The following is a 20,451-nucleotide window of genomic DNA, read 5'->3' as shown; positions in this document are numbered from 1 at the left end:
TGTTCGGTCACCGCTACCCCCGGGGACCCGGTCTGCGCAGCCTGAGGCGGGCCATCGACCGGCGGTTGGGCTCCGCGCGCCGCGCCGCCCGGCGCACCGCCCGGCGCTGCTGCGGTTTGGCGTCCCACGCCTCCGGTCGTGCCGCCACCCAGCGCTGGCTGCGAATGGTGAACGGGATGACGCACAGGTACCCGGCGATGATCAGGAGCACCAGGATGTACGGGAACAGCAGCAGCCCCGCGGCGGCCGCGGCCACCAGGATGAGCAGGATCGGCGCGGCGTTCTCCGGTACCGAGATCGCCTTCAACGCCAGCGTCGGCACACGACTGACGAGCAGTGCCGCGTTGGCGGCCAGCCAGAAGCAGACGAACCATGGCGACGTCCACCAGCCCTGGCCGAACTGCATCATGGCGACCAGCGGCCCGATCGACCCGATGGCACCGCACGGCGCGGGCATCCCCGTGAAGAACTCACGGGTGTAGGCGGGCCGGGTGTCGTCGTCGAGCAGGGCGTTGAAGCGGGCTAGTCGCAGGACGACGCACACGGCGTACAGCAGCACGAAGATCCAGCCGACCTGGGAATGCTCGAGCAGGGTCACGTAGATCACCAGTGCGGGCGCCACGCCGAAGTTGACGGCGTCGGCGAGGGAGTCGATCTCGGCACCCATCCGCGATTGGGCGTTGAGCGCGCGGGCGATGCCGCCGTCGATGCCGTCGAGAACCGCGGCCGCGCCGATCAGGGCCAGCGAGATCCACGGCTTCTCGTCGAGGGCGAACTTGATGGAGGTGAGACCCGCGCAGATCGCCAGCACCGTCGTCGCGCTGGGCAGGATGCGGAGCCCGCGGGCAGGTTGGCCCTGGGCGCGGGTCACGTCAACTCCGCGAGGACCGTCTCGCCGCCGATGGCGCGCTGACCGATCTCGACGAGCACCCTCGCGTCTGCGGGAAAGTAGGTGTCCAGCCGCGAGCCGAACCGAATCAGACCGTAGGTCTCACCGAGCTCGACCTTGTCGCCGGCGCCGGCGCTGCAGACGATGCGGCGTGCGATCAGGCCGGCGATCTGGACCGCCGCCACGTCGACGCCGTCGGCGGTGCGGAACCACACGGCGTTGCACTCGTTGACCTCGCTGGCGGTGTCCTTGTCCGCCGAGCGGAACTCACCGGGGCGGTACTTGACGGTGACCACCTCGCCGGCGACCGGCGCCCGCTGCACGTGGGCGTCGAAGATCGACAGAAAGATGCTGACCCGCGTCATGGGCGCGTCGGGCATGCCGAGCTCGGCGGGGGGCCGGACGTTCTCGATCAGCGTGACGAGACCGTCGGCCGGCGCGACCACCACGCCCGGCCTGGTGGGGGCCACCCGCGGCGGGTGGCGGAAGAACAGGGCGCACGCACCGGCGGCGGTCAGGCCGGCGTTGCGCACCCAGCGGTACTTGCGTCCGGCGGCGGCGACACCCAGCCCACCCGCGATGAACGGCAGGCCGGCGGGATGGACGGGGGGAACGGTGGAACGGACCAGCTCGACGAAACGTGCGAGCTCGGACTCGTTGGCGGCATCGGCGGGTCGCGCGGGTCTGGCCATGGGGTGTCGATCCTACGTGGGAGTCGGGACGTTTACGTCAGGTCCCATACCCGGACCGATGAGCCGGCCAACACCTCCACGACGTCCTCGTCGATCTCCAGCAGGCAGTTCGCCGACGCCAGCCAGCGCAGGTGGTGCGATGCGGGCGGCCCGAAACTGGTGACCGTGGTTCCCGTCAGCACGCCGCGGCGGAACTGACGGCGGCCGCGCGGTGACGTCAGGTCGTCCTGCAGCGTCGCGACGAGGCGCGTGCGCTCGGGACGTGGCAGACCCATCGCCGCCCGAAGGGATGACCGGATGAAGACCTCGAACGAGACGAGGGCACTGACGGGATTGCCCGGCAAGGTGATGATCGGCGTGCCGTCGACGACCCCGGCGCCCTGCGGCATGCCCGGTTGCATCGCGACCTTCACGAAGTCGACCCCGGCTCCGGTAAAGGCGTCCTTGACCACCTCGTACGCGCCCGCGCTGACGCCACCCGTCGTGATGATCAGGTCTGCGTCGCGCGCATGCGTCTGCAGCTCGGCCCGGAAGACGTCGACGTCGTCCTCGGTCATCGACGACGTCACGACGTCGGCACCCGCGTCGCGGACCGCGGCCGCGAGCATGACGGCGTTGGATTCGTAGATCTGGCCGGGTTGCAGCGGCGTGCCGGGGCTGACCAGCTCCGAACCCGTCGACATCACCAGAACGCGTTGGCGGGGAACGACTTTCAGTTCAGCGAGGCCGAGTGCTGCGGCCAGACCGAGCGCCGCGGGGGTGAGCACCTGACCCGCCTGCAGCACCGTGGTGCCCGCGGTGACGTCCTCGCCCGCACGCCGGAAGTGTTGGCCGGGCGTGGCGGTCGCCATGATGGCGACGGTGTCGGTGGCACCATCGGTGGCCTCGACCGGGATGACCGCCGTCGCCCCGGCGGGCAGGGGGGCCCCGGTCATGATCCGGTGTGCGGTTCCGGGCTCCAGCACCAAGGGGTCCGTGCGGCCAGCTGGAATGTCCTCGGCGACAACGAGTCTCACGGGACTGTCGGGCGAAGCACCGATGACGTCCTCGGCGAATACGGCGTAGCCGTCCATGGCCGAGTTGTCGAACCCGGGTAGCGACAGCGGTGCGACGAGGTCGGCGGCGAGGACGAGGCCGAGTGCATCACCGATGGCGACGTCGACCGGTTGGCGCGGGGTGATGAGCGCGGCGACGATCCGCTGGTGTTCCTCGACTGACCTCATACCGGGTAGGTGACACCGGTGAGTTCCTCGGACACGGTCCACAGCCGGCCTTGCACGTCCTGGTCGTGGGACTGCTGGCTCGACTCCACCAACTCCGGGTGCCCGCGGAGCTCGCGGACGCCGTCGGGGCCGTAGTACTGACCGCCGCGAACGTTCGGGTCGGTCGCCGCCCGCAGCGTCGCGAGTGCACCCATCTCGGCGCTGTTCGTGACGAGCCCGGCCACCTGCTTGAAACCCGGCAGCCCGGAACCGGGAACGTGGCGCATCAGTTCGGTGTTGGAGATCCCCGGATGCGCGGCCACGGCGATCGTCGGTTCATCTCTGGCTGCCAGGCGCCGGTTCAGTTCATAGGTGAACAGCAGGTTCGACAGCTTCGACTGGCCGTAGGCGGCGACCCTGTTATAGCCGCGCTCCCACTGCAGGTCGTCGAAGTGGATGGCGGCCTGGATGCGGTGCGCGATGCTGGCGACCGCGACCACGCGCGACCCCTCCACCTGCAGCATGTTCTCCAGCAGCAGGCCCGTCAGTGCGAACGCCCCGAGGTGATTGGTGCCGAACTGCAGCTCGAATCCGTCGGCGGTCAGCTGCTTGGGCGGATACATCACACCCGCGTTGTTGATCAGCAGATCGATGCGCGGATAGGTGCTCTTGAGCTCGGCTGCCGCGGTGCGGATGGACTGCAGTGAGCCCACGTCGAGAGCGTGCACGGTGACGTCCGCCCGCGGCACCTTGCCCACCAGGCGGGCCGCCGCGGCGTTGCCCTTCTCGGTGTCGCGCACGGCGAGCACGACGCGCGCGCCGCGAGTCGCCAGAACAAGGGCGGTCTCGTACCCGAGGCCCGTGTTGGAGCCCGTCACGATGGCCACGCGACCGGTCTGATCGGGCACCTCGGCAGCGGTCCACTTGGTGTTCGTGCTCATGGGCACGACCATACTCAAGGCGATGGTGACACTCGCCGCCCCCGCGAACCGGCCCAGCCGCAAGGCCCCGATGGTCTGGGCGGTCGCGGCGGCGATCCCGTGGGCCGTGCTGTCGGCGGCGCAAGTGGTGTGGTTCGCGCTGGACTCCCGGGCGACCTGGCTGCACGCCGCCGCGGCCGTCGGGACCGTACTGGGCGTCGTGACGTTCGTGGTGGTGGCACCGTTGTGGCGCTACCGCGTGCACCGCTGGGACGTCTCGCTAGACACCGCGACCCCCGCGGTCTACACCACGACGGGTTGGCTGGTGCAGGAGCGCCGCATCGCGCCGATCTCGCGGGTGCAGACCGTCGACACCCACCGTGGGCCGCTGGACCGGCTGTTCGGCCTGGCGGACGTCACCGTGACGACCGCCTCGTCGGCGGGGGCGGTGCGGATCGTCGCGCTGGACGTCGAGGTCGCCGACCGCATCGTCGCCCGACTGACCGACGTCGCGGAAATCGGAGACCGGGACGCGACGTGACGGAGCCGATTGCGCAGTGGCGCAGGCTGAGTCCGCGGATGTTGATCGTTCATCCGCTGCACGAGCTGCTGCGGCAGTTGCCGTTGCTGATCGGCTCGGTGGTGCTGGGATCGGCGACCGGCAACCGGCTGTGGGCGGTCGCGGCGGTGGTGCTCCTCGTCGTGCTGGGCATCGCGAGGTGGTTCACGACCAGCTACCGCATCGACGCCGAGCAGGTGCAGCGGCGCGAGGGTGTGTTCCAGCGCACCGTACTTTCTTTGCCGCGCAACAGGATTCGCTCGGTGACGACGGACGCCCGGCTACTGCACCGGCTGCTCGGCCTGACCGTGGTGAAGGTCGGCACGGGTCAGGGCGCCAGCGGTGACGCCGAGTTCGCCCTCGATGCGGTCCGGTCCGCCGAGGTGCCCGGTCTGCGCGCGATCCTGCTCGCCGACGCGATGCTGGTGGACGTCGAGGACTCGGGGCGGGATCGCGTCATCGCCAGATGGCAGCCGTCCTGGTTGCGCTACAGCCCGCTGAGCTTCACCGGTCTGGCCATGATCGCCGCAGCTTTCGGTCTCGTGTATCAGACGGGAGCCGTTGTGGCGCTCCAGGATTCGGAGCTCACCAGAGAAGGGCTGGACGCTGCGCAGCGGTTCGGCGTCGTCGTCACCGTCGCGGTGGGCGCCGTCGTCGTGCTGGTGGCGTCGGTCCTGCTGTCGGTGGTGCGGTCGCTGGTCACCTACGGCAACCTCGTGCTCTCCCGACGCGAGGACGGCGGCTCGGGTGTGCTCCACCTCCAGCACGGACTGCTCCGGGCGCGCGAGCACACCTTCGACACGAGACGCCTGCGCGGCGGCACCGTGCGTCAGCCGCTTCTGGTGCGCATGTTCGGCGGCGCGCGGCTGGACGCGGTGATGACCGGGGTCGATGGGTCCGGCGAGGCGTCGCTGCTGCTGCCGCCCTGCCCGGTGGCCACCGTGCACGGCGTGCTCACCGAGCTGACCGGCCGACCCGACGTGGTCACCGGCGAGCTGACCCGCCACGGAGCCGTCGCCACCCGCAGGCGCTGGAGCCGGGCGCTGACGTTTCCCGCACTGCTCGGCATTGCCTTGGCGGGGATGGCGTTCGTCGTTCCGGTACCGCTCTGGGCGTGGCCGGCATGCGGTCTGGTCACGATGGCGGCGGCATTCCTCGCCGCCGACCGGTCGCGGGCGCTGGGACATCGCGTCGACGACGGTTGGCTGGTCGCGCGGTCGGGGAGCGTCGACCGGCGTCGCGACTGCATCGCCGCGGCGGGCATCATCGGCTGGACCGTGCGCCAGACCCTGCTGCAGCGCCGCGCCGGGGTGGCGACCCTCGTCGCGGCGACCGCGGCCGGGGTCAAGGGCTACCGGGTGCTCGACCTGCCCGCCGAGGTCGCATGGTCGGTGGCCGCGAGCGTGACGCCGTGGGTGATGGAGAACGCCTGGGCCCACGACGTACAGGGCCCAAGTTGCGCCGTGACCCCGGCCGTTTAACCTCGGCACCATGGCTATCGGTGGAGTGCTGTTCGACATCGATGGTGTCCTGGTGACGTCGTGGGAGCCGATCGCCGGCGCGGCCGAGACGTTGCGCGTCCTGGCGGCCAACCAGGTTGCCAGGACCTATCTCACCAACACCACGACCAAGACGCGGGCGCAGATCGCCGGTCTGCTGACCGAGGCCGGTATGGACGTCACCTCCGACGAAGTGATCACCGCCGCCGTGCTCACGGCCGACTACGTCCGGAGCCGCTATCCGGACGCAAGATGCTTTCTGGTCAACAGTGGGCAGATCGCCGAGGACATGCCCGGCATCGACATCGTCTACGCGCAGGACGTGGTCGGCGTCACACCCGACATGCCCGACGTGATTCTGCTCGGTGGGGCCGGCTCGGAATACGACCACATCACGTTGAGCCGGGTGTACGACTGGATGGCCCAGGGCGTTCCGGTGGTGGCGATGCACCGCAGCACGGCCTGGAACACCACGGAGGGGCTGCGCATCGACACCGGCATGTACCTCATCGGGATGGAGCAGACCTCCGGCCGCAAGGCCACCGCCGTCGGCAAGCCCGCACCGGAGGGATTCGTCGCCGCAGCGGGCAGGCTGGGCGTCGACCCCGAGGAGATGTTCGTCGTGGGGGACGACCTCAACAACGACGTGCTGGCCGGCCAGGTGGTCGGCATGACCGGTGTGCTGGTGCGTACCGGCAAGTTTCGTCAGGACACGTTGGACCGTTGGGCGGCAGACGAATTCGCCATGCAGCCCGCGCACGTCATCGACTCGGTGGCCGACCTCCCCGACCTGCTCGGGCTGTAGCCGGGCGTCACAGCCGCCGGGTGTCGAGGCGGGTCTCGGTGACGTCACCCTGGCCGTCGGCGGTCACGAGGTGGGCGCCCGCCGCGTCCGCCTCCGCGACGGCCTCGACGAACGCGGTGCCGCGATAGAGCACGCCCGCCCCGTCGTCGGTCGCATACCCGGAGTCCAGCGCCCGGTCGGCGATCAGTTTCCGGAAGACCGGCCGACGTTGGGGTTCGGAGTCGTAGTGCACGCCGTTCGCGAATGGGACGAGCGCCAGCCCATCGGTGACGGGCCGCAGGTCGGGACCGAAGGAGTCGGTCGTCCCGCCGGTGTGCCAGCAGATGGACCCGGCCGAGACGCCGGTCAGGACGACACCCGCGGCCCATGCGGCGCGCATCGCGTCGTCGACGCCGTGGAGACGCCAGAGCGTCAGCAGCGCCGCGACGCTGCCGCCACACACCCAGATGACATCGTGGTCGAGGAGGTGGGCCTCGACGTCGTCGACGTTCGGCATCGGCACTAGCGAGAGATGGCTTGCCGCGTATCCCTTCAGCCGGGCGGCCTCGTAGAGGTCGTGCAGCACCGCGGGATTGTCCCCCTGGGCGGTGGCGAGGAAGCAGATCCGTGGCGCCCGACCGGTTACCCCGGCCAGGTCGACGGCGAATTCGGTGAGCGGGCTGAACTCCCACCGCGTCCGCACGCCATGGCGGAGGCCGCCACTGGTGGCCAGAATGGTCGGCGCGTCGGTGGGCATCGGTCGACGTTAGCCGCGAAGTGCACGGACCGCCTCGATGCGTGCGGCGAGTTGGTCGGAGTTCGCCGCCGCGACCACCGGTCCGCCGCAGATGCGGCGCAGCTCATTGTGGATCCAGCCGTGCGGCTTGCCGGTGCGATGGTGGGCGAGCGTCACCAGCGCGTTCAATTCCTTGCGCAGATCGCGCAGCTGACCATGCGTCATGCTGCGGACCGGTACCGTGCCGCCGGCGGCCGTCCGCTTGTCCAGTTGTTCTTCCTGCCTGCGGCGCAACAGGTCTCGCATCTGGGTCGAATCGAGGAGTCCCGGAATGCCGAGGTAGTCGGCCTCCTCGTCACTGCCCGAGGGCGTGGCCGTGCCGAACGACGAGCCGTCGAAGATCACCTGATCCAATTCGGCGTCGGCCCCGAGCATCTCGAAGCCGTTGTCCATGTCATTGGGCTCGGACTTCGTCTTCTCTTCATATTCTTCGTCCCACTCATCGCCCTGCGATTCGCGATGCGGCTTGCCCAGCACGTGATTGCGCTGCGCCTCCATCTCACTGGCCAGCTGCAACAGGTTGGGCACCGACGGCAGGAAGATGCTCGCCGTCTCGCCGGGACGGCGCGAGCGCACGTAGCGGCCGATCGCCTGGGCGAAGAACAGCGGGGTCGACGCGCTGGTGGCATAGACGCCGACCGCCAGTCGCGGCACGTCGACACCCTCGGACACCATGCGCACCGCGACCAGCCAGCGGCTGGTGCCCTGCGAGAACGCGGTGATGCGGTCCGAGGACCCCGGATCGTCGGACAGCACCACCGTCGGCGCCTCGCCGGTGATGGTGGTCAGCAGTTTGGCGTACGCCCTGGCCGCGGTCTGGTCGGACGCGATGATCATGCCGCCGGCATCGGGAACGTGCTGACGCTTCTGCTGCAGCCGCTTGTCGGCCGCGGCGATCACGGCGGGCATCCACTCGCCTGCCGGGTTCAGCGCGGTGCGCCAGGCGCGCGCGGTCTGCTCGGCGTTGAGCGGTTCACCGAGGCGGGCGGCGTGTTCCTCGCCCGCGCTGTCGCGCCAGCGCGACTCACCCGAGTACGCCAGGAAGACGACGGGTCGCACCACTCCGTCGGCGAGGGCCTCGGCGTAGCCGTAGGTGTGGTCGGCGGTCGAACGCTGCAGGCCGTCGGGCCCGCGCTCGTAGTTGACGAACGGGATGGCACTGTCATCGCTGCGGAACGGCGTACCGGTCAGCGCCAGCCGTCGGGTCGCGTCACCGAACGCCTCGCGGATGGCGTCACCCCACGTCTTGGCGTCACCGCCGTGGTGGATCTCGTCGAATACGACCAGCGTCTTGCGGTTCTCGGTGCGGACCCGGTGGCGCCCCGGGTGACTGGCCACCTGCGCATAGGTGACGACGACACCGTGGTACTCGTCGGAGTTCTGGGCGTTGGAGTTGCTGAACTTGGGATCCAGCGAGATGCCCAACGCGGCGGCCGCCTTCGCCCACTGAATCTTGAGGTGCTCGGTGGGGACCACGATCGTCACGCGTTCGATGGTGCCGTCGGCCAAGAGCTCTCCGACGATGCGCAGCGCAAAGGTCGTCTTGCCCGAGCCCGGGGTCGCCACGGCGAGAAAATCGCGCGGCCGGGCGGCGAGATACTTCACCATGGCCCGACGTTGCCAGCCCCGCAACGCCTGGGTGCTGGGCGCTGCAATACCCTGCACCCGAAGACTCCTCACTGATCGAAGGGCAGTCTAGGGCAAGGGGTTACGCGTTCGCACTTTCGCCGGAGGCGCGCCGGCGCCGACCATGTCACGCGCGTGTCCTCCCGTTGGGCGTGTCGCTCGGTGGCAGGCAGTCGGGTAACCGGAGAGCACAATGACGGGATGTCTCAGCACGATGCGTTCGTCCGCGTGCTCGGCTCGCGCGTGCACAATCTACGGGCCGTCGACGTCGCCGCCCCACGCGACGCGCTGGTCGCGTTCACCGGGATCTCGGGTTCGGGGAAGTCGTCGCTGGCGTTCGGGACCATCTATGCGGAGGCGCAGCTGCGCTACTTCGAGTCCGTGGCGCCCTACGCCCGTCGGTTGCTGTTGCCCGCCGGCGCGCCGAAGGTGGACGACATCACCGGCCTGCCCCCCGCGGTCGCCTTGCAGCAGCGGCGCGGCGCGGCGTCGTCGCGGTCGTCGGTCGGCACGGTCACCACGCTGTCCAACCTCCTACGGATGCTGTTCTCCCGCGCGGGGACGTTTCCCAAGGGCTTCACCGAGCGGCTCGATTCGGACGCCTTCTCGCCGAACACCGCGGTGGGCGCCTGCCCGGAGTGCCACGGCCTGGGCAGGATCCACCGGGTCACCGAGGACACGTTGGTGCCCGACCCGTCGCTGACGATCCGCGAGGGCGCGGTCGCCGCGTGGCCCGGCGCGTGGCAGGGCCAGAATCTGCGCGACATCCTCATCACCCTCGGCTACGACATCGACAAACCGTGGCGCAAGCTCACCAAGCGGGCGCGGGACTGGATCCTGTTCACCGACGAGCAGCCGACCGTGGAGATCGATCCCAGCCAGCACCCCGTCACCGCCGATTATTACTACAACGGCACGTACTCCAGCGCCGAGCGTCACGTCCGCCACACCCTGGCCAACTCGCAGAGCGCGATGATGCGGCGTCGCGTGCTGAAGTTCGTCGACAGTGTCGACTGCCCGGTGTGCGACGGCTCCGGGCTGCGACCGGAGGCCCTGGCCGTCACGTTCGCGGGTGCAAACATCGCCGAGTTGGTGGCCCTGCCGCTGGCCGAACTGGCCGACGTGCTCCGGCCCGCCGCGACCCGCACCGAGTTCGAGGTGGCCTACGAGTCCACCGAGTCGGGCGAGCTGACCGAGGTGGCCACGATGATCGCCGCGGACCTGGTCGCCCGCATCGGCGTGCTGATCGACCTCGGCCTCGGCTACCTGGCCCTGAACCGCCGCACCCCGACGGTGTCACCCGGCGAGCTGCAGCGCCTGCGGTTGGCCACCCAGTTGAGAGCGGGCCTGTTCGGCGTCCTCTACGTCCTCGACGAGCCCTCGGCGGGCCTGCACCCGGCCGATGCGGAGCCACTGCTCGACGTGCTCGACCGGCTGCGGCGGGCGGGCAACTCGCTGTTCGTCGTCGAGCACGACATGGACGTGGTGCGACGGGCGGACTGGATCGTCGACGTCGGCCCCGGCGCGGGCGAACTCGGCGGTGAGGTGCTCTACAGCGGTCCGGTCGCGGGGCTGGCCGACGTGCCGGCGTCGGTCACCAGGTCCTACCTCTTCGACGACGTGGCGCCCTCGGCCAGGGACCCGCGCCCGCCCTTGGGCTGGATGACGTTGCGCAGCATCACCTTTCACAACCTGCGCGCCCTCGACGTCGACCTCCCGCTGGGTGTCTACACCGCGATCACCGGTGTGTCCGGGTCCGGAAAGTCGACGTTGGTCTACAAGGTGCTCGGCGACGTGGTCCGGCGTCACCTCGGCGGTGAGGTCGCCGAACTCGAGCCCGACGCCGAGGATGCCGACGCCGAGGTCGCCGACCTCGACCACGACGCGAGCATCGGCGTGACGGCCGACGGGGTCGAGTGCATCGACCGTCTGGTGGCCGTGGACCAGAAGCCGATCGGTCGCACTCCGCGCTCTACGCTGGCGACCTACACGGGTCTGTTCGACGCGGTCCGGAAGGTGTTCGCGGCGACGCCTCTCGCGCGGGAGCGGGGCTGGACCGCGGGCCGGTTCTCGTTCAACGTCGCCGAGGGGCGCTGTCCCACGTGTCAGGGCGAGGGCTTCGTCGCCGTCGAACTGCTGTTCCTGCCGGGCACCTACGGCACCTGCCCGACGTGTCACGGCGCCCGCTACAACGACGCCACCCTCGAGGTGCGTTACCGCGACCGCACCATCGCCGAGGTGCTGGCCATGACGGTCGATCAGGCGTCGGAGTTCTTCGGCGACGTCGCGGCCGCGGCACGCAGCCTGACCACGCTGAAGGAGGTCGGGCTGGGCTACCTTCGGCTCGGGCAGCCCGCGACCGAGCTCTCGGGTGGAGAGGCGCAGCGCATCAAGCTGGCGTCGGAACTGCAGCGGCCCCGGCGTGGTCACACGCTCTACATCCTCGACGAGCCGACGACCGGTCTGCACCCCGCGGACGTCGACCTGCTGGACCGCCAGCTGCACCGCCTGGTCGACGCGGGCAACACCGTCGTCGTGGCCGAGCACGACATGCGCGTGGTGGCGGGCGTGGACTGGGTGATCGACCTCGGGCCAGGTGCCGGTGACGCAGGCGGCCGCGTGGTGGCGGCGGGTGTGCCGTCCGACGTGGCGCGGGCTACCGGTAGCCGAACGGCGCCGTACCTGGCGGCGCGGTTACCGGACTACTCGACGAAGTAGTTGTCGTTGGCGATGAACCAGGCCGCGCGCTCCTCGTCGGTGAGCTCGTGGAGGTGCGCCAGGCCCTCGAAGTAGTGCTCCCGCGGTGCCCCCGGCGCGAACAGGATGAGGATGGACGCGGGTTCGTCGGCCTCGTTGCGGAAGCCGTGGATGCCGCCCGGCGGCACGTAGAGGAAGTCGTTCTGGCGGCCGTCGATCCAGTCGCGCCCGTCGTAGAGCCTCATGTGCCCGGAGAGCACGAAGAAGGCCTCCGACATGGCGCGGTGGTAGTGCGGGCCCGGGCCGCCCGCCTTGGGTGAGAGGTCGACGCGGTAGAGCCCGTAGTCGCCGTCGGCCTTCTTCTGGTCGGCCAGATAGTGGTAGCGCAACAGGCCGAAGGAGTCGTGGTCCGGCGCCTGGTCTCCGCGTCGCAGTGACGCGGACACCTCCGGCGCCTCGTCGGTGTAGCGAGCTGGCGGGTAGGGCGGCACGATGAGTGACACGGAGCCAGTCTGCTACGCCTCAGGCCGGGAACACCACCCCGGTGAGCTCCTCGGAGACCGCCCATAGTCGGCGTTGAACGGCAGTGTCATGGGAGCGGCCGTTCGACGAGACCACCTTGGGGTAGCCGCGCATCTCCATGAAACCGCCGGGGCCGTAGTACTGCCCGCCGACGACGCCAGGGTCGGTGGCTGCGCGCAGCGTCGGCAACGCGCCCATCTCGGTGCTCTGTTCCAGCGGCCGGAAGGCCACTTTGAGCGGCCCCGGTAGGTGGCGATCCAGTTCGGAGGCCGAGCCGCCGGGATGGGCGGCCACCGCGATCGTGTCCCGGTCGGCCAGCCTGCGCTGCAGCTCGTAGGTGAATAGCAGGTTGGCGAGCTTGGACTGGCCGTAGGCGGTCAACCGGTTGTAGCTGCGCTCCGACTGCAGATCGTCGAACCGGATTCCGCTGAAGCGATGACCCATGCTGCTGACGGTCACCACCCGTGAGCCCGGCGCGCCGAGGAGCAGGTCCGCGAGTCGTCCGGTGAAGGCGAAGTGGCCGAGGTGGTTGGTGCCGAACTGAAGCTCGAAGCCGTCCTTCGTGGTCCCCTTCGGCGTCGTCATCACACCGGCGTTGTTGACGAGCAGGTCGATCTTGTCGTGGGTGGAGTGGAGCTGGTCGGACGCTTCCCGGATGGAGTCCAACGACGTGAGGTCGAGTTCCTGCAGTGACACCTCCGCACCGGGATACCGCCTGGCGATCAGGTCGGCGGCGGCCTTGCCCTTGTCGAGGTTGCGGACGGCGAGCACGACGTGGGCGCCCTTGCCGGCGAGGGCGGCGGCAGTCTCGTAGCCAAGGCCGGTGTTGGCGCCGGTGATGACTGCAATGCGATCGGTCTGGTCGGGGATGTTCGCGGTAGTCCACGTCATGGGTGAGCCTCCTGGGTATCATCGAAGCGGAACGCCCACTCCGGTTGTCTTCGACTATACGGAACGCGCGCCCCGCTTTGTCAACCGAAAGGGAGACGTGTCCGAACCGGTTCGTCCGATGCGAGCCGACGCTGCCCGCAATCGGGCGCGGGTGCTCGAAGTGGCCTACGACGCGTTCGCCTCCGACGGCCTCGCCGTGCCCATCGACGAGATCGCCCGTCGCGCGGGAGTCGGAGCGGGCACGGTCTATCGGCACTTCCCGACCAAGGAGGCGCTGTTCGCCGCCGTCATCGAGGACCGGGTGCAGACCATCGTCGCCAACGGTCGCGCGCTGCTCGATGCCGCCGGGCCCGGCGAGGCGCTGTTCGACTTCCTTCGCGAGATGGTGACGACGAGCGCCACCGACCACGGTTTGGTCGAGGCGCTGGCCGGCTATGGCATGGACGTCGACGTCGCGGCGCCGGGAGCCGAGGCGGCCTTCCTCGAGTTGGTGGGCGATCTGCTGGCGGCGGCGCAGCGAGCGGGTACCGCGCGCCGAGACGTCGGGGTGGCGGAGGTGAAGGCACTTCTGGTCGTCTGCAAGGCGACGCAGACCTACGGCGAACAGGTCACCGGCAAGGTGACTGAGGTGATCGAGGCAGGTCTGCGGGTGTCGTCATAGCGGTGCGTCGACGGCCCGTGACCTTGCACTCGCCTAGGTCGAGTGCTAAAAATGACGTTGGCACTCGCGATCGGTGAGTGCTAGGTCGGGACGGTGAGACTGGGGCCGCAACTGCGGTCGCACACTCCAGTCGTCCGTCGCGGGCACTGCTCCCGACCAAAAACGTGCCATCCCCAATCCGGAGGAACACTTCGCAATGGCCAAGACAATTGCGTATGACGAAGAGGCCCGTCGCGGCCTCGAGCGGGGCCTCAATGCCCTCGCTGACGCGGTAAAGGTGACGCTGGGCCCCAAGGGCCGCAACGTCGTCCTGGAGAAGAAGTGGGGCGCCCCCACGATCACCAACGATGGTGTTTCCATCGCCAAGGAGATCGAGCTGGAGGACCCGTACGAGAAGATCGGCGCAGAGCTGGTCAAGGAAGTCGCCAAGAAGACTGACGACGTCGCCGGCGACGGCACCACCACCGCCACCGTGCTGGCTCAGGCGCTCGTGCGCGAGGGTCTGCGCAACGTGGCCGCCGGCGCCAACCCGCTTGGTCTGAAGCGCGGCATCGAGAAGGCCGTCGAGAAGGTCACCGAGACCCTGCTGGCTTCGGCCAAGGCGATCGAGACCAAGGAGCAGATCGCTGCCACCGCAGGCATCTCCGCCGGCGACCAGTCCATCGGCGATCTGATCGCCGAGGCCATGGACAAGGTCGGCAACGAGGGTGTCATCACCGTCGAGGAGTCCAACACCTTCGGCCTGCAGCTCGAGCTCACCGAGGGCATGCGGTTCGACAAGGGCTACATCTCGGGTTACTTCGTGACCGACGCCGAGCGCCAGGAAGCCGTCCTCGAGGAGCCCTACATCCTCCTGGTCAGCTCCAAGGTCTCGACCGTCAAGGATCTGCTGCCCCTGCTGGAGAAGATCATCCAGTCCGGCAAGCCGCTGCTGATCATCGCCGAGGACGTCGAGGGCGAAGCCCTCTCCACCCTGGTGGTCAACAAGATCCGTGGCACCTTCAAGTCCGTCGCCGTCAAGGCGCCTGGCTTCGGTGACCGCCGCAAGGCCATGCTGCAGGACATCGCCATCCTCACCGGTGGTCAGGTCATCAGCGAAGAGGTCGGACTGTCGCTCGAGACCGCCGACGTCGCGCTGCTGGGCAAGGCCGACAAGGTCGTCATCACCAAGGACGAGACCACCCTCGTCGGTGGCGCCGGCGATGCCGACGCGATCGCAGGCCGGGTCTCACAGATCCGTGCCGAGATCGAGAACAGCGACTCCGACTACGACCGCGAGAAGCTGCAGGAGCGCCTGGCCAAGCTGGCCGGCGGTGTTGCGGTGATCAAGGCCGGAGCTGCCACCGAGGTGGAGCTCAAGGAGCGCAAGCACCGCATCGAAGACGCGGTCCGCAACGCCAAGGCCGCTGTCGAAGAGGGCATCGTCGCCGGTGGCGGCGTGGCACTGCTGCAGGCGGCCCCGTCGCTGGACGAGCTGAAGCTCGAGGGTGACGAGGCCACGGGCGCCAACATCGTCCGCGTGGCGCTGTCGGCTCCGCTGAAGCAGATCGCCTTCAACGGTGGTCTGGAGCCGGGTGTCGTCGCCGAGAAGGTGACCAACCTGCCTGCGGGTCACGGCCTGAACGCTGCGACCAACGTGTACGAGGACCTGCTGAAGGCCGGCGTCGCCGACCCGGTCAAGGTGACGCGCTCGGCGCTGCAGAACGCAGCCTCGATCGCGGCGCTGTTCCTCACCACCGAGGCCGTCGTCGCCGACAAGCCGGAGAAGGCGTCCGCACCCGCGGGCGACCCGACCGGTGGCATGGGCGGTATGGACTTCTAAGTCCAGCTACTACGAGAGGGCCCGGGTGCGCAGCGCGCACCCGGGCCCTTCGTCATCCCCAGCCGATCCCGCCCCGCCGATCGTGCGGTTTCGTACGCGGCGCGCCGCTAACGGCGGATGAAAGTGCACAATCGACGGCCCGCCCGCTGCGTGACTGTGCGATGTCATCCGCAACTCGCCGGACGGCGCGCATCGTTTCGCACATTCGCGGCGGTGTCCTGTGGACAACTGAGCTCCGAGGCGGCGATTCGTCGGTCCCGGTTGCGAGTCTGCGGCCATGGAGTCGATTGATTGGCCGTTCCGGGCGTCCGAGGCGCTCGACGCTGGCGCGCTCACCTTCCGCGAGTTGCGCCGCTTCAACCACGGCGTGCATCCAGGCGTCTGGGTGCCGCGTGGCATCGAATTGTCCGTGTGCGATCGCGCCCGCGCGGCGTGGCTGTGGTCGGGCCGCGTTGGCGTGCTCGCAGGACTGTCCGCGTCGGCGATGCTCGGAGCGCGATGGGTGGAACCGGAGGCGCCAGTCGAGCTCATCCACGCCAACCGGAGGCCGCCGCCGGGCATCGTCGTTCACACCGACGCCTTGCTGGCCGGCGAAACGCGAACCGTCGCTGGCATGCCCGCAACCGCACCTGCGCGAACGGCGTTCGACCTCGGCCGCCGACTCCCGTTGGCTGACGGGGTGCAGCGCATCGACGCGTTGATGAACGCCACGGGCGTGACCGTCGAAGCGGTCGAGGCCGTCATCGCCCGACACCCCGGCGTACGTGGTCTGCGTCAGCTGCGGTCGACGCTGGCGCTCGTCGACGGTGGCGCGGAGTCGCCGTACGAATCCCTCACCCGATTGTTGTTGATAGAGAACGGTTTTCCGCCGATTCAGACGCAGATCGTGGTTTACGATGAGCTGGGTTGCATGTTCGCTCGCCTCGACATGGGATGGCCGGATTATCTCGTCGGGGTGGAGTTCGAAGGCGCCCACCACTGGAGCGATGCGAAGCAGCGGTCGCGGGACATCCACCGGTACGCGAAGCTACCCGACCTCGGGTGGATCGCCGAGCGGCTGACCAGTGGAATCCTGTTCAATAGTCCGCGATTCTTCCTCGACCGGGTTGGCGCCGCATTGATCTCACGCGGCTGCCCGAAGACTTGGTGAGCGTGCGGTTCCATCCGCACTCAGCGGCGTGTTACGGATGACATCGCACAGTCGCTGGGCCTCAGACCGGCGAGGGCTGCCTGCCGCGGACCAGCTTGCCGGGCCGGGCTGACGTCGGCACGCCGTTCTCCGCGATCACCTCACCGGCGACCACCGTCGCGACGTAGCCGTCGGCAGTCTGGTCCAGACGACGGCCGCCGCCGGGCAGATCGCGCGCGATGACGGGCCTGTGCAGGCGAACCGCGGCGTGGTCGATGACGTTGAGATCCGCCTTGTAGCCGACGGCGATGCGGCCCCGGTCGGCCAGCCCCGCGACCCTGGCGGGCGCCGACGTCAGCTCGCGCACCGCCTCCGCCACCGACAGCCGGCCCGACGGGCGGTCGCGTGCCCAGTGCGCCAGCATGTAGGTGGGAAAGCTTGCGTCGCAGATCATTCCGTAATGTGCGCCGCCGTCACCGAGACCAAGGACGACGTCGTCGCGGCGGATCAGCTCGGCCACCGTGTCCAAGGAACCGTCCCGGAAGTTGGCCAGCGTGATGAGCAGCATCGCGTGCCCGTCATCGTCGAGCACCCGGTCATAGGCCTCTTCGAGCGGGCTGACACCGCGGGCCCGCGCCCGTGACGCGATGCTCTGCGAGCGGGGTGGCTCGTAGTTGGGCGGGTCGTCGAGCGGGAACATCCACTCCCACGCCTGGGCCGCGAACATCAGCGGATGGCCGTCGCTCGCGGGTTTGTCGGCCAGGATGCGTTCGCGCACTTCGGGTTTGCGCATCTCGGCAACGCGATCGGCGAGGGGGAGGTGGGCGATCTCGCGGTAGCTCGGGTACAGGATGAACGGGTTGCCCGACAGCTCGAGTCCTATCACCAGACCAATGGGCCGCGGAAAGATCTGGGCGCTGACGTCCCCACCGGCGGCATTCGCCTTCTCGACGAGATTCAGCCCGTCGACGAAGAACGGGTCGCCCGCGTTGCCTATCGCGAGGGTGAACGTCACCGGCAGGCCGACGTCCTCGGCGACGTCGAACACCGTCTGCAGCGCGGGCCCGTAGTCGCCGGCGACCAGGTCGGGGACGAATTGGATGAGGCCTCCGCCGGCGTCCTTGACGCCGCGGGCGATCGCTTCGATCTCGGCATGTCCGGCATCGAAACTTGGTATGGGCTGACCACTTTCGCTCTTGTGCAGGGTCAATCGCGACGACGCGAAACCCAGCGCGCCAACCTGCACGGCCTCGGCGGCCAGCTTTCGCATCAGCGCCAGGTCCTCGTCGGTGGCGGGCTCGCGGTCGACGCCTCGCTGACCCATCACGTACACCCGCAACGGGGAGTGCGGCAGGAAGGCCGCGACGTCGATGTCCCGTTCCCGTGACGACACCGCGTCGAGGAATTCGGGGAATGTCTCCCACGTCCACGGTAGGCCGTCGACCATGACGACGCCGGGGATGTCTTCGACGCCGGCCATCAGGTCGACGAGCGTCTCGTGGTCGTCCGGGCGACACGGGGCGAAGCCGACGCCGCAGTTACCCATCACCGCGGTGGTCACACCGTGCGCCGACGACGGAGTCATTCGATCCGACCAGATGGCCTGGCCGTCGTAGTGCGTGTGCAGGTCGACGAAGCCCGGCGTCACGAGCAGACCCGTCGCGTCGATCTCGCGGGTGGCGGACCCCTCGACCGATCCGACTGCGGTGATCACCCCGTCGGACACCGCGACGTCGCCGACGAACGGCTCGCCGCCCACGCCGTCCACGATCGTGCCGTTGCGGATGATCAAGTCATGGGCCATCAGCCGAATGTACGACGCTGTCGGTGGTAGGTGCCAGGATCGGTGGATGATCGATCACTTCGGAATCGTGTGCGGCGACTACGAGAAGTCCAAGGAGTTCTACGACGCGGTGCTCCAAGTGCTGGGCTACACGCGGCAGATGGACGTGGGCGCCGCAGTTGGCTACGGCCGGGACCGCAAGCCCGACTTCTGGCTGGAGGATGCCGCCGGCCGGTCACCGGGAGCCCCGATCCACTTCGCGTTCCAAGCCGCGGGCACCGACGAGGTCACGGCCTTCTACGACGCGGCGCTGAAGCTGGGGGCGGAGTCGCTGCACGCACCTCGCATCTGGCCCGAGTACCACCCCGGGTACTTCGGCGCGTTCGTGCGCGACCCGGACGGGAACAATGTCGAAGCCGTGTTCCACGGAGGCGCGCCGGCGCCGACCATGTAGCGGGAGGCGCGCCGGCGCCGACCATGTAGCACGGAGGCGCGCCGGCGCCGACCATGTAGCGGGAGGCGCGCCGGCGCCGACCATGTAGCACGGGGCGCGCCGGCGCCGACCATGTAGCGGGAGGCGCGCCGGCGCCGACCATGTAGCGGGAGGCGCGCCGGCGCCGACCATGTAGCGGGAGGCGCGCCGGCGCCGACCATGTAGCGGGAGGCGCGCCGGCGCCGACCATGTAGCGGGAGGCGCGCCGGCGCCGACCATGTAGCGGGAGGCGCGCCGGCGCCGACCATGTAGCGGGAGGCGCGCCGGCGCCGACCATGTAGCGGGAGGCGCGCCGGCGCCGACCATGTAGCGGGAGGCGCGCCGGCGCCGACCATGTAGCACGCGCGACGCCGGGTTAGCTCGGGGTAGCGTCGCAGCCATGGCTGACACCGACATCGCGGCTGCCCGTGAGCTGCTGCGCGATTCGTTCACGCGGCTGATCGAGCACGCCGACGACCTCGTCGACGACCTGACCGACGAGGTCGCGTACTACCGGCCGGCGCCCGAGGCCAACACGATCGCCTGGCTGCTCTGGCACAGCGCGCGGGTGCAGGATGCCCAGCTCAGCGAGATCGCCGGCACCGAGCAGCTGTGGTTGCGCGACGGCTGGGTCGACAGGTTCGCGCTCGACCTGCCGCGGGATGCCCACGGTTACGGCCACACGCCCGAGCAGGTCGCCAAGGTCCGCGCGTCCGCCGATCTGCTGGGCGGGTACTACCACGCCGTGCACGCGATGACCCTGGCCTACGTCGCGTCCGTCACGGCAGACGACCTGGCCGCCGTCGTGGACGAGCGGTGGACGCCGCCGGTCACCGCGAGTGCGCGCATCGTCAGCATCATCGACGACTGTGCGCAGCACCTCGGCCAGGCGGCGTACATCCGGGGCCTCGTCGCCGGGGGATGACGACCGCCAATCTGCTTCGCTGGTGGCCGGTGATCGGTGTGCTCGGGCTGCTGCTCCTGGGAGTTGCGGTGGGCACGGATTCCACGGCGCTGGACGACCGCTTCATCGAGTTCGGCCATACCCATCCCGGTGTGGACGCGTTGCTGTACTTCACCGACGCGCGCCTGGTCATCCTGCTGTTCCTGGTGACGATCGCCGCCGCGTCGTATCGCCGGCGGTGGCGACTCGCCATCGCCGCCGCGGTGACACCGGTGGTTGCCGTCGTCGCGGTGCGTTTGCTCAAGCGGCTGTTCGGCCGCGAGATGGAGGGCGCGTTGGCCTATCCCAGCGGACACGTGACGGTCACCGTCGTCGTGCTCGGGATGGCGGTGCTGGTGGTTGGCGTCTCGGTGTGGGCGGTGACCATCGCGGTGGCGATCGCGGCAGCGGGGCTCCTCGGACAGGCGTTCACCTACCACTACTTCACCGACACACTGGGTGCCGTGCTACTGAGCACCGCGCTGCTGTGCATCGCCGTGCGGACGGCCAACTTGACACGTGTCAACCCCAGCTGCGATCTAGATCACAGCTCCGGTTAACATG

At 69.3% G+C, this 20,451-nt stretch carries 19 protein-coding genes; 10 read left to right on the top strand and 9 right to left on the bottom strand.

Annotated elements, in window-relative coordinates:
* Nucleotides 1-13 precede the first annotated feature (13 nt).
* From QUE68_RS25520 to QUE68_RS25505, 4 genes are read right to left on the bottom strand one after another with little or no spacing between them, the layout of a single operon-like run.
* Nucleotides 14-871, bottom strand: a complete 858-nt coding sequence (locus QUE68_RS25520; protein WP_286274620.1) for a CDP-alcohol phosphatidyltransferase family protein — start codon at nucleotides 869-871, stop codon at nucleotides 14-16.
* A complete protein-coding gene (locus QUE68_RS25515) occupies nucleotides 868-1,581 on the bottom strand; it encodes a phosphatidylserine decarboxylase (RefSeq protein WP_284234909.1) in 714 nt (237 codons plus the stop codon). The genes QUE68_RS25520 and QUE68_RS25515 overlap by 4 nt, the downstream gene beginning before the upstream one ends.
* Nucleotides 1,582-1,613: 32 nt before the next feature.
* Entirely contained in the window at nucleotides 1,614-2,804 is a 1,191-nt protein-coding gene (gene moeA, locus QUE68_RS25510) for a molybdopterin molybdotransferase MoeA (RefSeq protein WP_286274619.1), read from the bottom strand.
* Nucleotides 2,801-3,724 (bottom strand): SDR family NAD(P)-dependent oxidoreductase, encoded by a 924-nt coding sequence (locus QUE68_RS25505; RefSeq protein ID WP_286274618.1) that lies wholly within the window; start codon nucleotides 3,722-3,724, stop codon nucleotides 2,801-2,803. Before QUE68_RS25505 ends, moeA begins: the two co-directional genes overlap by 4 nt.
* Here QUE68_RS25505 and QUE68_RS25500 point away from each other — a divergent pair.
* From QUE68_RS25500 to QUE68_RS25490, 3 genes are read left to right on the top strand one after another with little or no spacing between them, the layout of a single operon-like run.
* Nucleotides 3,723-4,244: a PH domain-containing protein gene (locus QUE68_RS25500; RefSeq protein ID WP_284229264.1), complete on the top strand. Its 522-nt coding sequence runs from the start codon at nucleotides 3,723-3,725 to the stop codon at nucleotides 4,242-4,244. The genes QUE68_RS25505 and QUE68_RS25500 overlap by 2 nt on opposite strands.
* Before the next feature lie 38 nt (nucleotides 4,245-4,282).
* Nucleotides 4,283-5,743 carry a PH domain-containing protein gene (locus QUE68_RS25495; RefSeq protein ID WP_286275944.1) on the top strand — a complete coding sequence of 487 codons (1,461 nt, stop codon included), beginning with the start codon at nucleotides 4,283-4,285 and terminating at the stop codon, nucleotides 5,741-5,743.
* A gap of 10 nt (nucleotides 5,744-5,753) precedes the next feature.
* On the top strand, nucleotides 5,754-6,566 hold the full coding sequence (locus QUE68_RS25490; protein WP_286274617.1) for an HAD-IIA family hydrolase: 813 nt from the start codon (nucleotides 5,754-5,756) through the stop codon (nucleotides 6,564-6,566).
* Between the two features lie 7 nt (nucleotides 6,567-6,573).
* Here QUE68_RS25490 and QUE68_RS25485 read toward each other — a convergent pair whose 3' ends face one another.
* Nucleotides 6,574-7,302 carry a Type 1 glutamine amidotransferase-like domain-containing protein gene (locus QUE68_RS25485; RefSeq protein ID WP_286274616.1) on the bottom strand — a complete coding sequence of 243 codons (729 nt, stop codon included), beginning with the start codon at nucleotides 7,300-7,302 and terminating at the stop codon, nucleotides 6,574-6,576.
* Between the two features lie 9 nt (nucleotides 7,303-7,311).
* A complete protein-coding gene (locus QUE68_RS25480; RefSeq protein ID WP_284234915.1) occupies nucleotides 7,312-9,006 on the bottom strand; it encodes a DEAD/DEAH box helicase in 1,695 nt (564 codons plus the stop codon).
* A gap of 162 nt (nucleotides 9,007-9,168) precedes the next feature.
* Between QUE68_RS25480 and QUE68_RS25475 the strand changes: the two genes are divergently transcribed.
* A complete protein-coding gene (locus QUE68_RS25475) occupies nucleotides 9,169-11,685 on the top strand; it encodes an excinuclease ABC subunit UvrA (protein WP_286274615.1) in 2,517 nt (838 codons plus the stop codon).
* Here the strand turns inward: QUE68_RS25475 and QUE68_RS25470 are convergent.
* Entirely contained in the window at nucleotides 11,670-12,167 is a 498-nt protein-coding gene (locus QUE68_RS25470; protein ID WP_286274614.1) for a cupin domain-containing protein, read from the bottom strand. The genes QUE68_RS25475 and QUE68_RS25470 overlap by 16 nt on opposite strands.
* A 19-nt stretch (nucleotides 12,168-12,186) precedes the next feature.
* Nucleotides 12,187-13,077, bottom strand: coding sequence for an SDR family NAD(P)-dependent oxidoreductase (locus tag QUE68_RS25465; protein ID WP_286274613.1), 891 nt, complete (start codon nucleotides 13,075-13,077; stop codon nucleotides 12,187-12,189).
* Between the two features lie 97 nt (nucleotides 13,078-13,174).
* Between QUE68_RS25465 and QUE68_RS25460 the strand changes: the two genes are divergently transcribed.
* The 3 genes from QUE68_RS25460 (at nucleotide 13,175) to QUE68_RS25450 (ending at nucleotide 16,710) form a co-directional block, all read left to right on the top strand.
* Entirely contained in the window at nucleotides 13,175-13,738 is a 564-nt protein-coding gene (locus tag QUE68_RS25460) for a TetR/AcrR family transcriptional regulator (protein WP_284229251.1), read from the top strand.
* 196 nt (nucleotides 13,739-13,934) lie between these two features.
* Nucleotides 13,935-15,560 (top strand): chaperonin GroEL, encoded by a 1,626-nt coding sequence (groL, locus tag QUE68_RS25455; RefSeq protein WP_284229249.1) that lies wholly within the window; start codon nucleotides 13,935-13,937, stop codon nucleotides 15,558-15,560.
* A gap of 277 nt (nucleotides 15,561-15,837) precedes the next feature.
* Complete coding sequence (locus QUE68_RS25450) at nucleotides 15,838-16,710, top strand: hypothetical protein (protein ID WP_284234918.1); 873 nt, start codon at nucleotides 15,838-15,840, stop codon at nucleotides 16,708-16,710.
* A 61-nt stretch (nucleotides 16,711-16,771) separates the two neighbouring features.
* On the opposite strand, the gene QUE68_RS25445 is transcribed toward QUE68_RS25450, so the two are convergent.
* Nucleotides 16,772-18,493, bottom strand: coding sequence for an N-acyl-D-amino-acid deacylase family protein (locus QUE68_RS25445; protein ID WP_284234919.1), 1,722 nt, complete (start codon nucleotides 18,491-18,493; stop codon nucleotides 16,772-16,774).
* A 46-nt stretch (nucleotides 18,494-18,539) separates the two neighbouring features.
* On the opposite strand from QUE68_RS25445, the gene QUE68_RS25440 reads away from it, so the two are divergent.
* From QUE68_RS25440 to QUE68_RS25430, 3 genes are all read left to right on the top strand, one after another.
* A complete protein-coding gene (locus QUE68_RS25440; RefSeq protein ID WP_284234920.1) occupies nucleotides 18,540-18,926 on the top strand; it encodes a VOC family protein in 387 nt (128 codons plus the stop codon).
* 418 nt (nucleotides 18,927-19,344) lie between these two features.
* Nucleotides 19,345-19,869 (top strand): mycothiol transferase, encoded by a 525-nt coding sequence (locus tag QUE68_RS25435; protein ID WP_284234921.1) that lies wholly within the window; start codon nucleotides 19,345-19,347, stop codon nucleotides 19,867-19,869.
* Nucleotides 19,866-20,447, top strand: coding sequence for a phosphatase PAP2 family protein (locus tag QUE68_RS25430; protein WP_286274612.1), 582 nt, complete (start codon nucleotides 19,866-19,868; stop codon nucleotides 20,445-20,447). Before QUE68_RS25435 ends, QUE68_RS25430 begins: the two co-directional genes overlap by 4 nt.
* Nucleotides 20,448-20,451: the final 4 nt, after the last annotated feature.

The organism is Mycolicibacterium sp. TUM20985, from assembly GCF_030295745.1.
Classification (GTDB): Bacteria; Actinomycetota; Actinomycetes; order Mycobacteriales; family Mycobacteriaceae; genus Mycobacterium.
The sequence above is the reverse complement of the archived record's forward strand: the minus strand, read 5'-3'. Positions and strand labels throughout refer to the sequence as shown.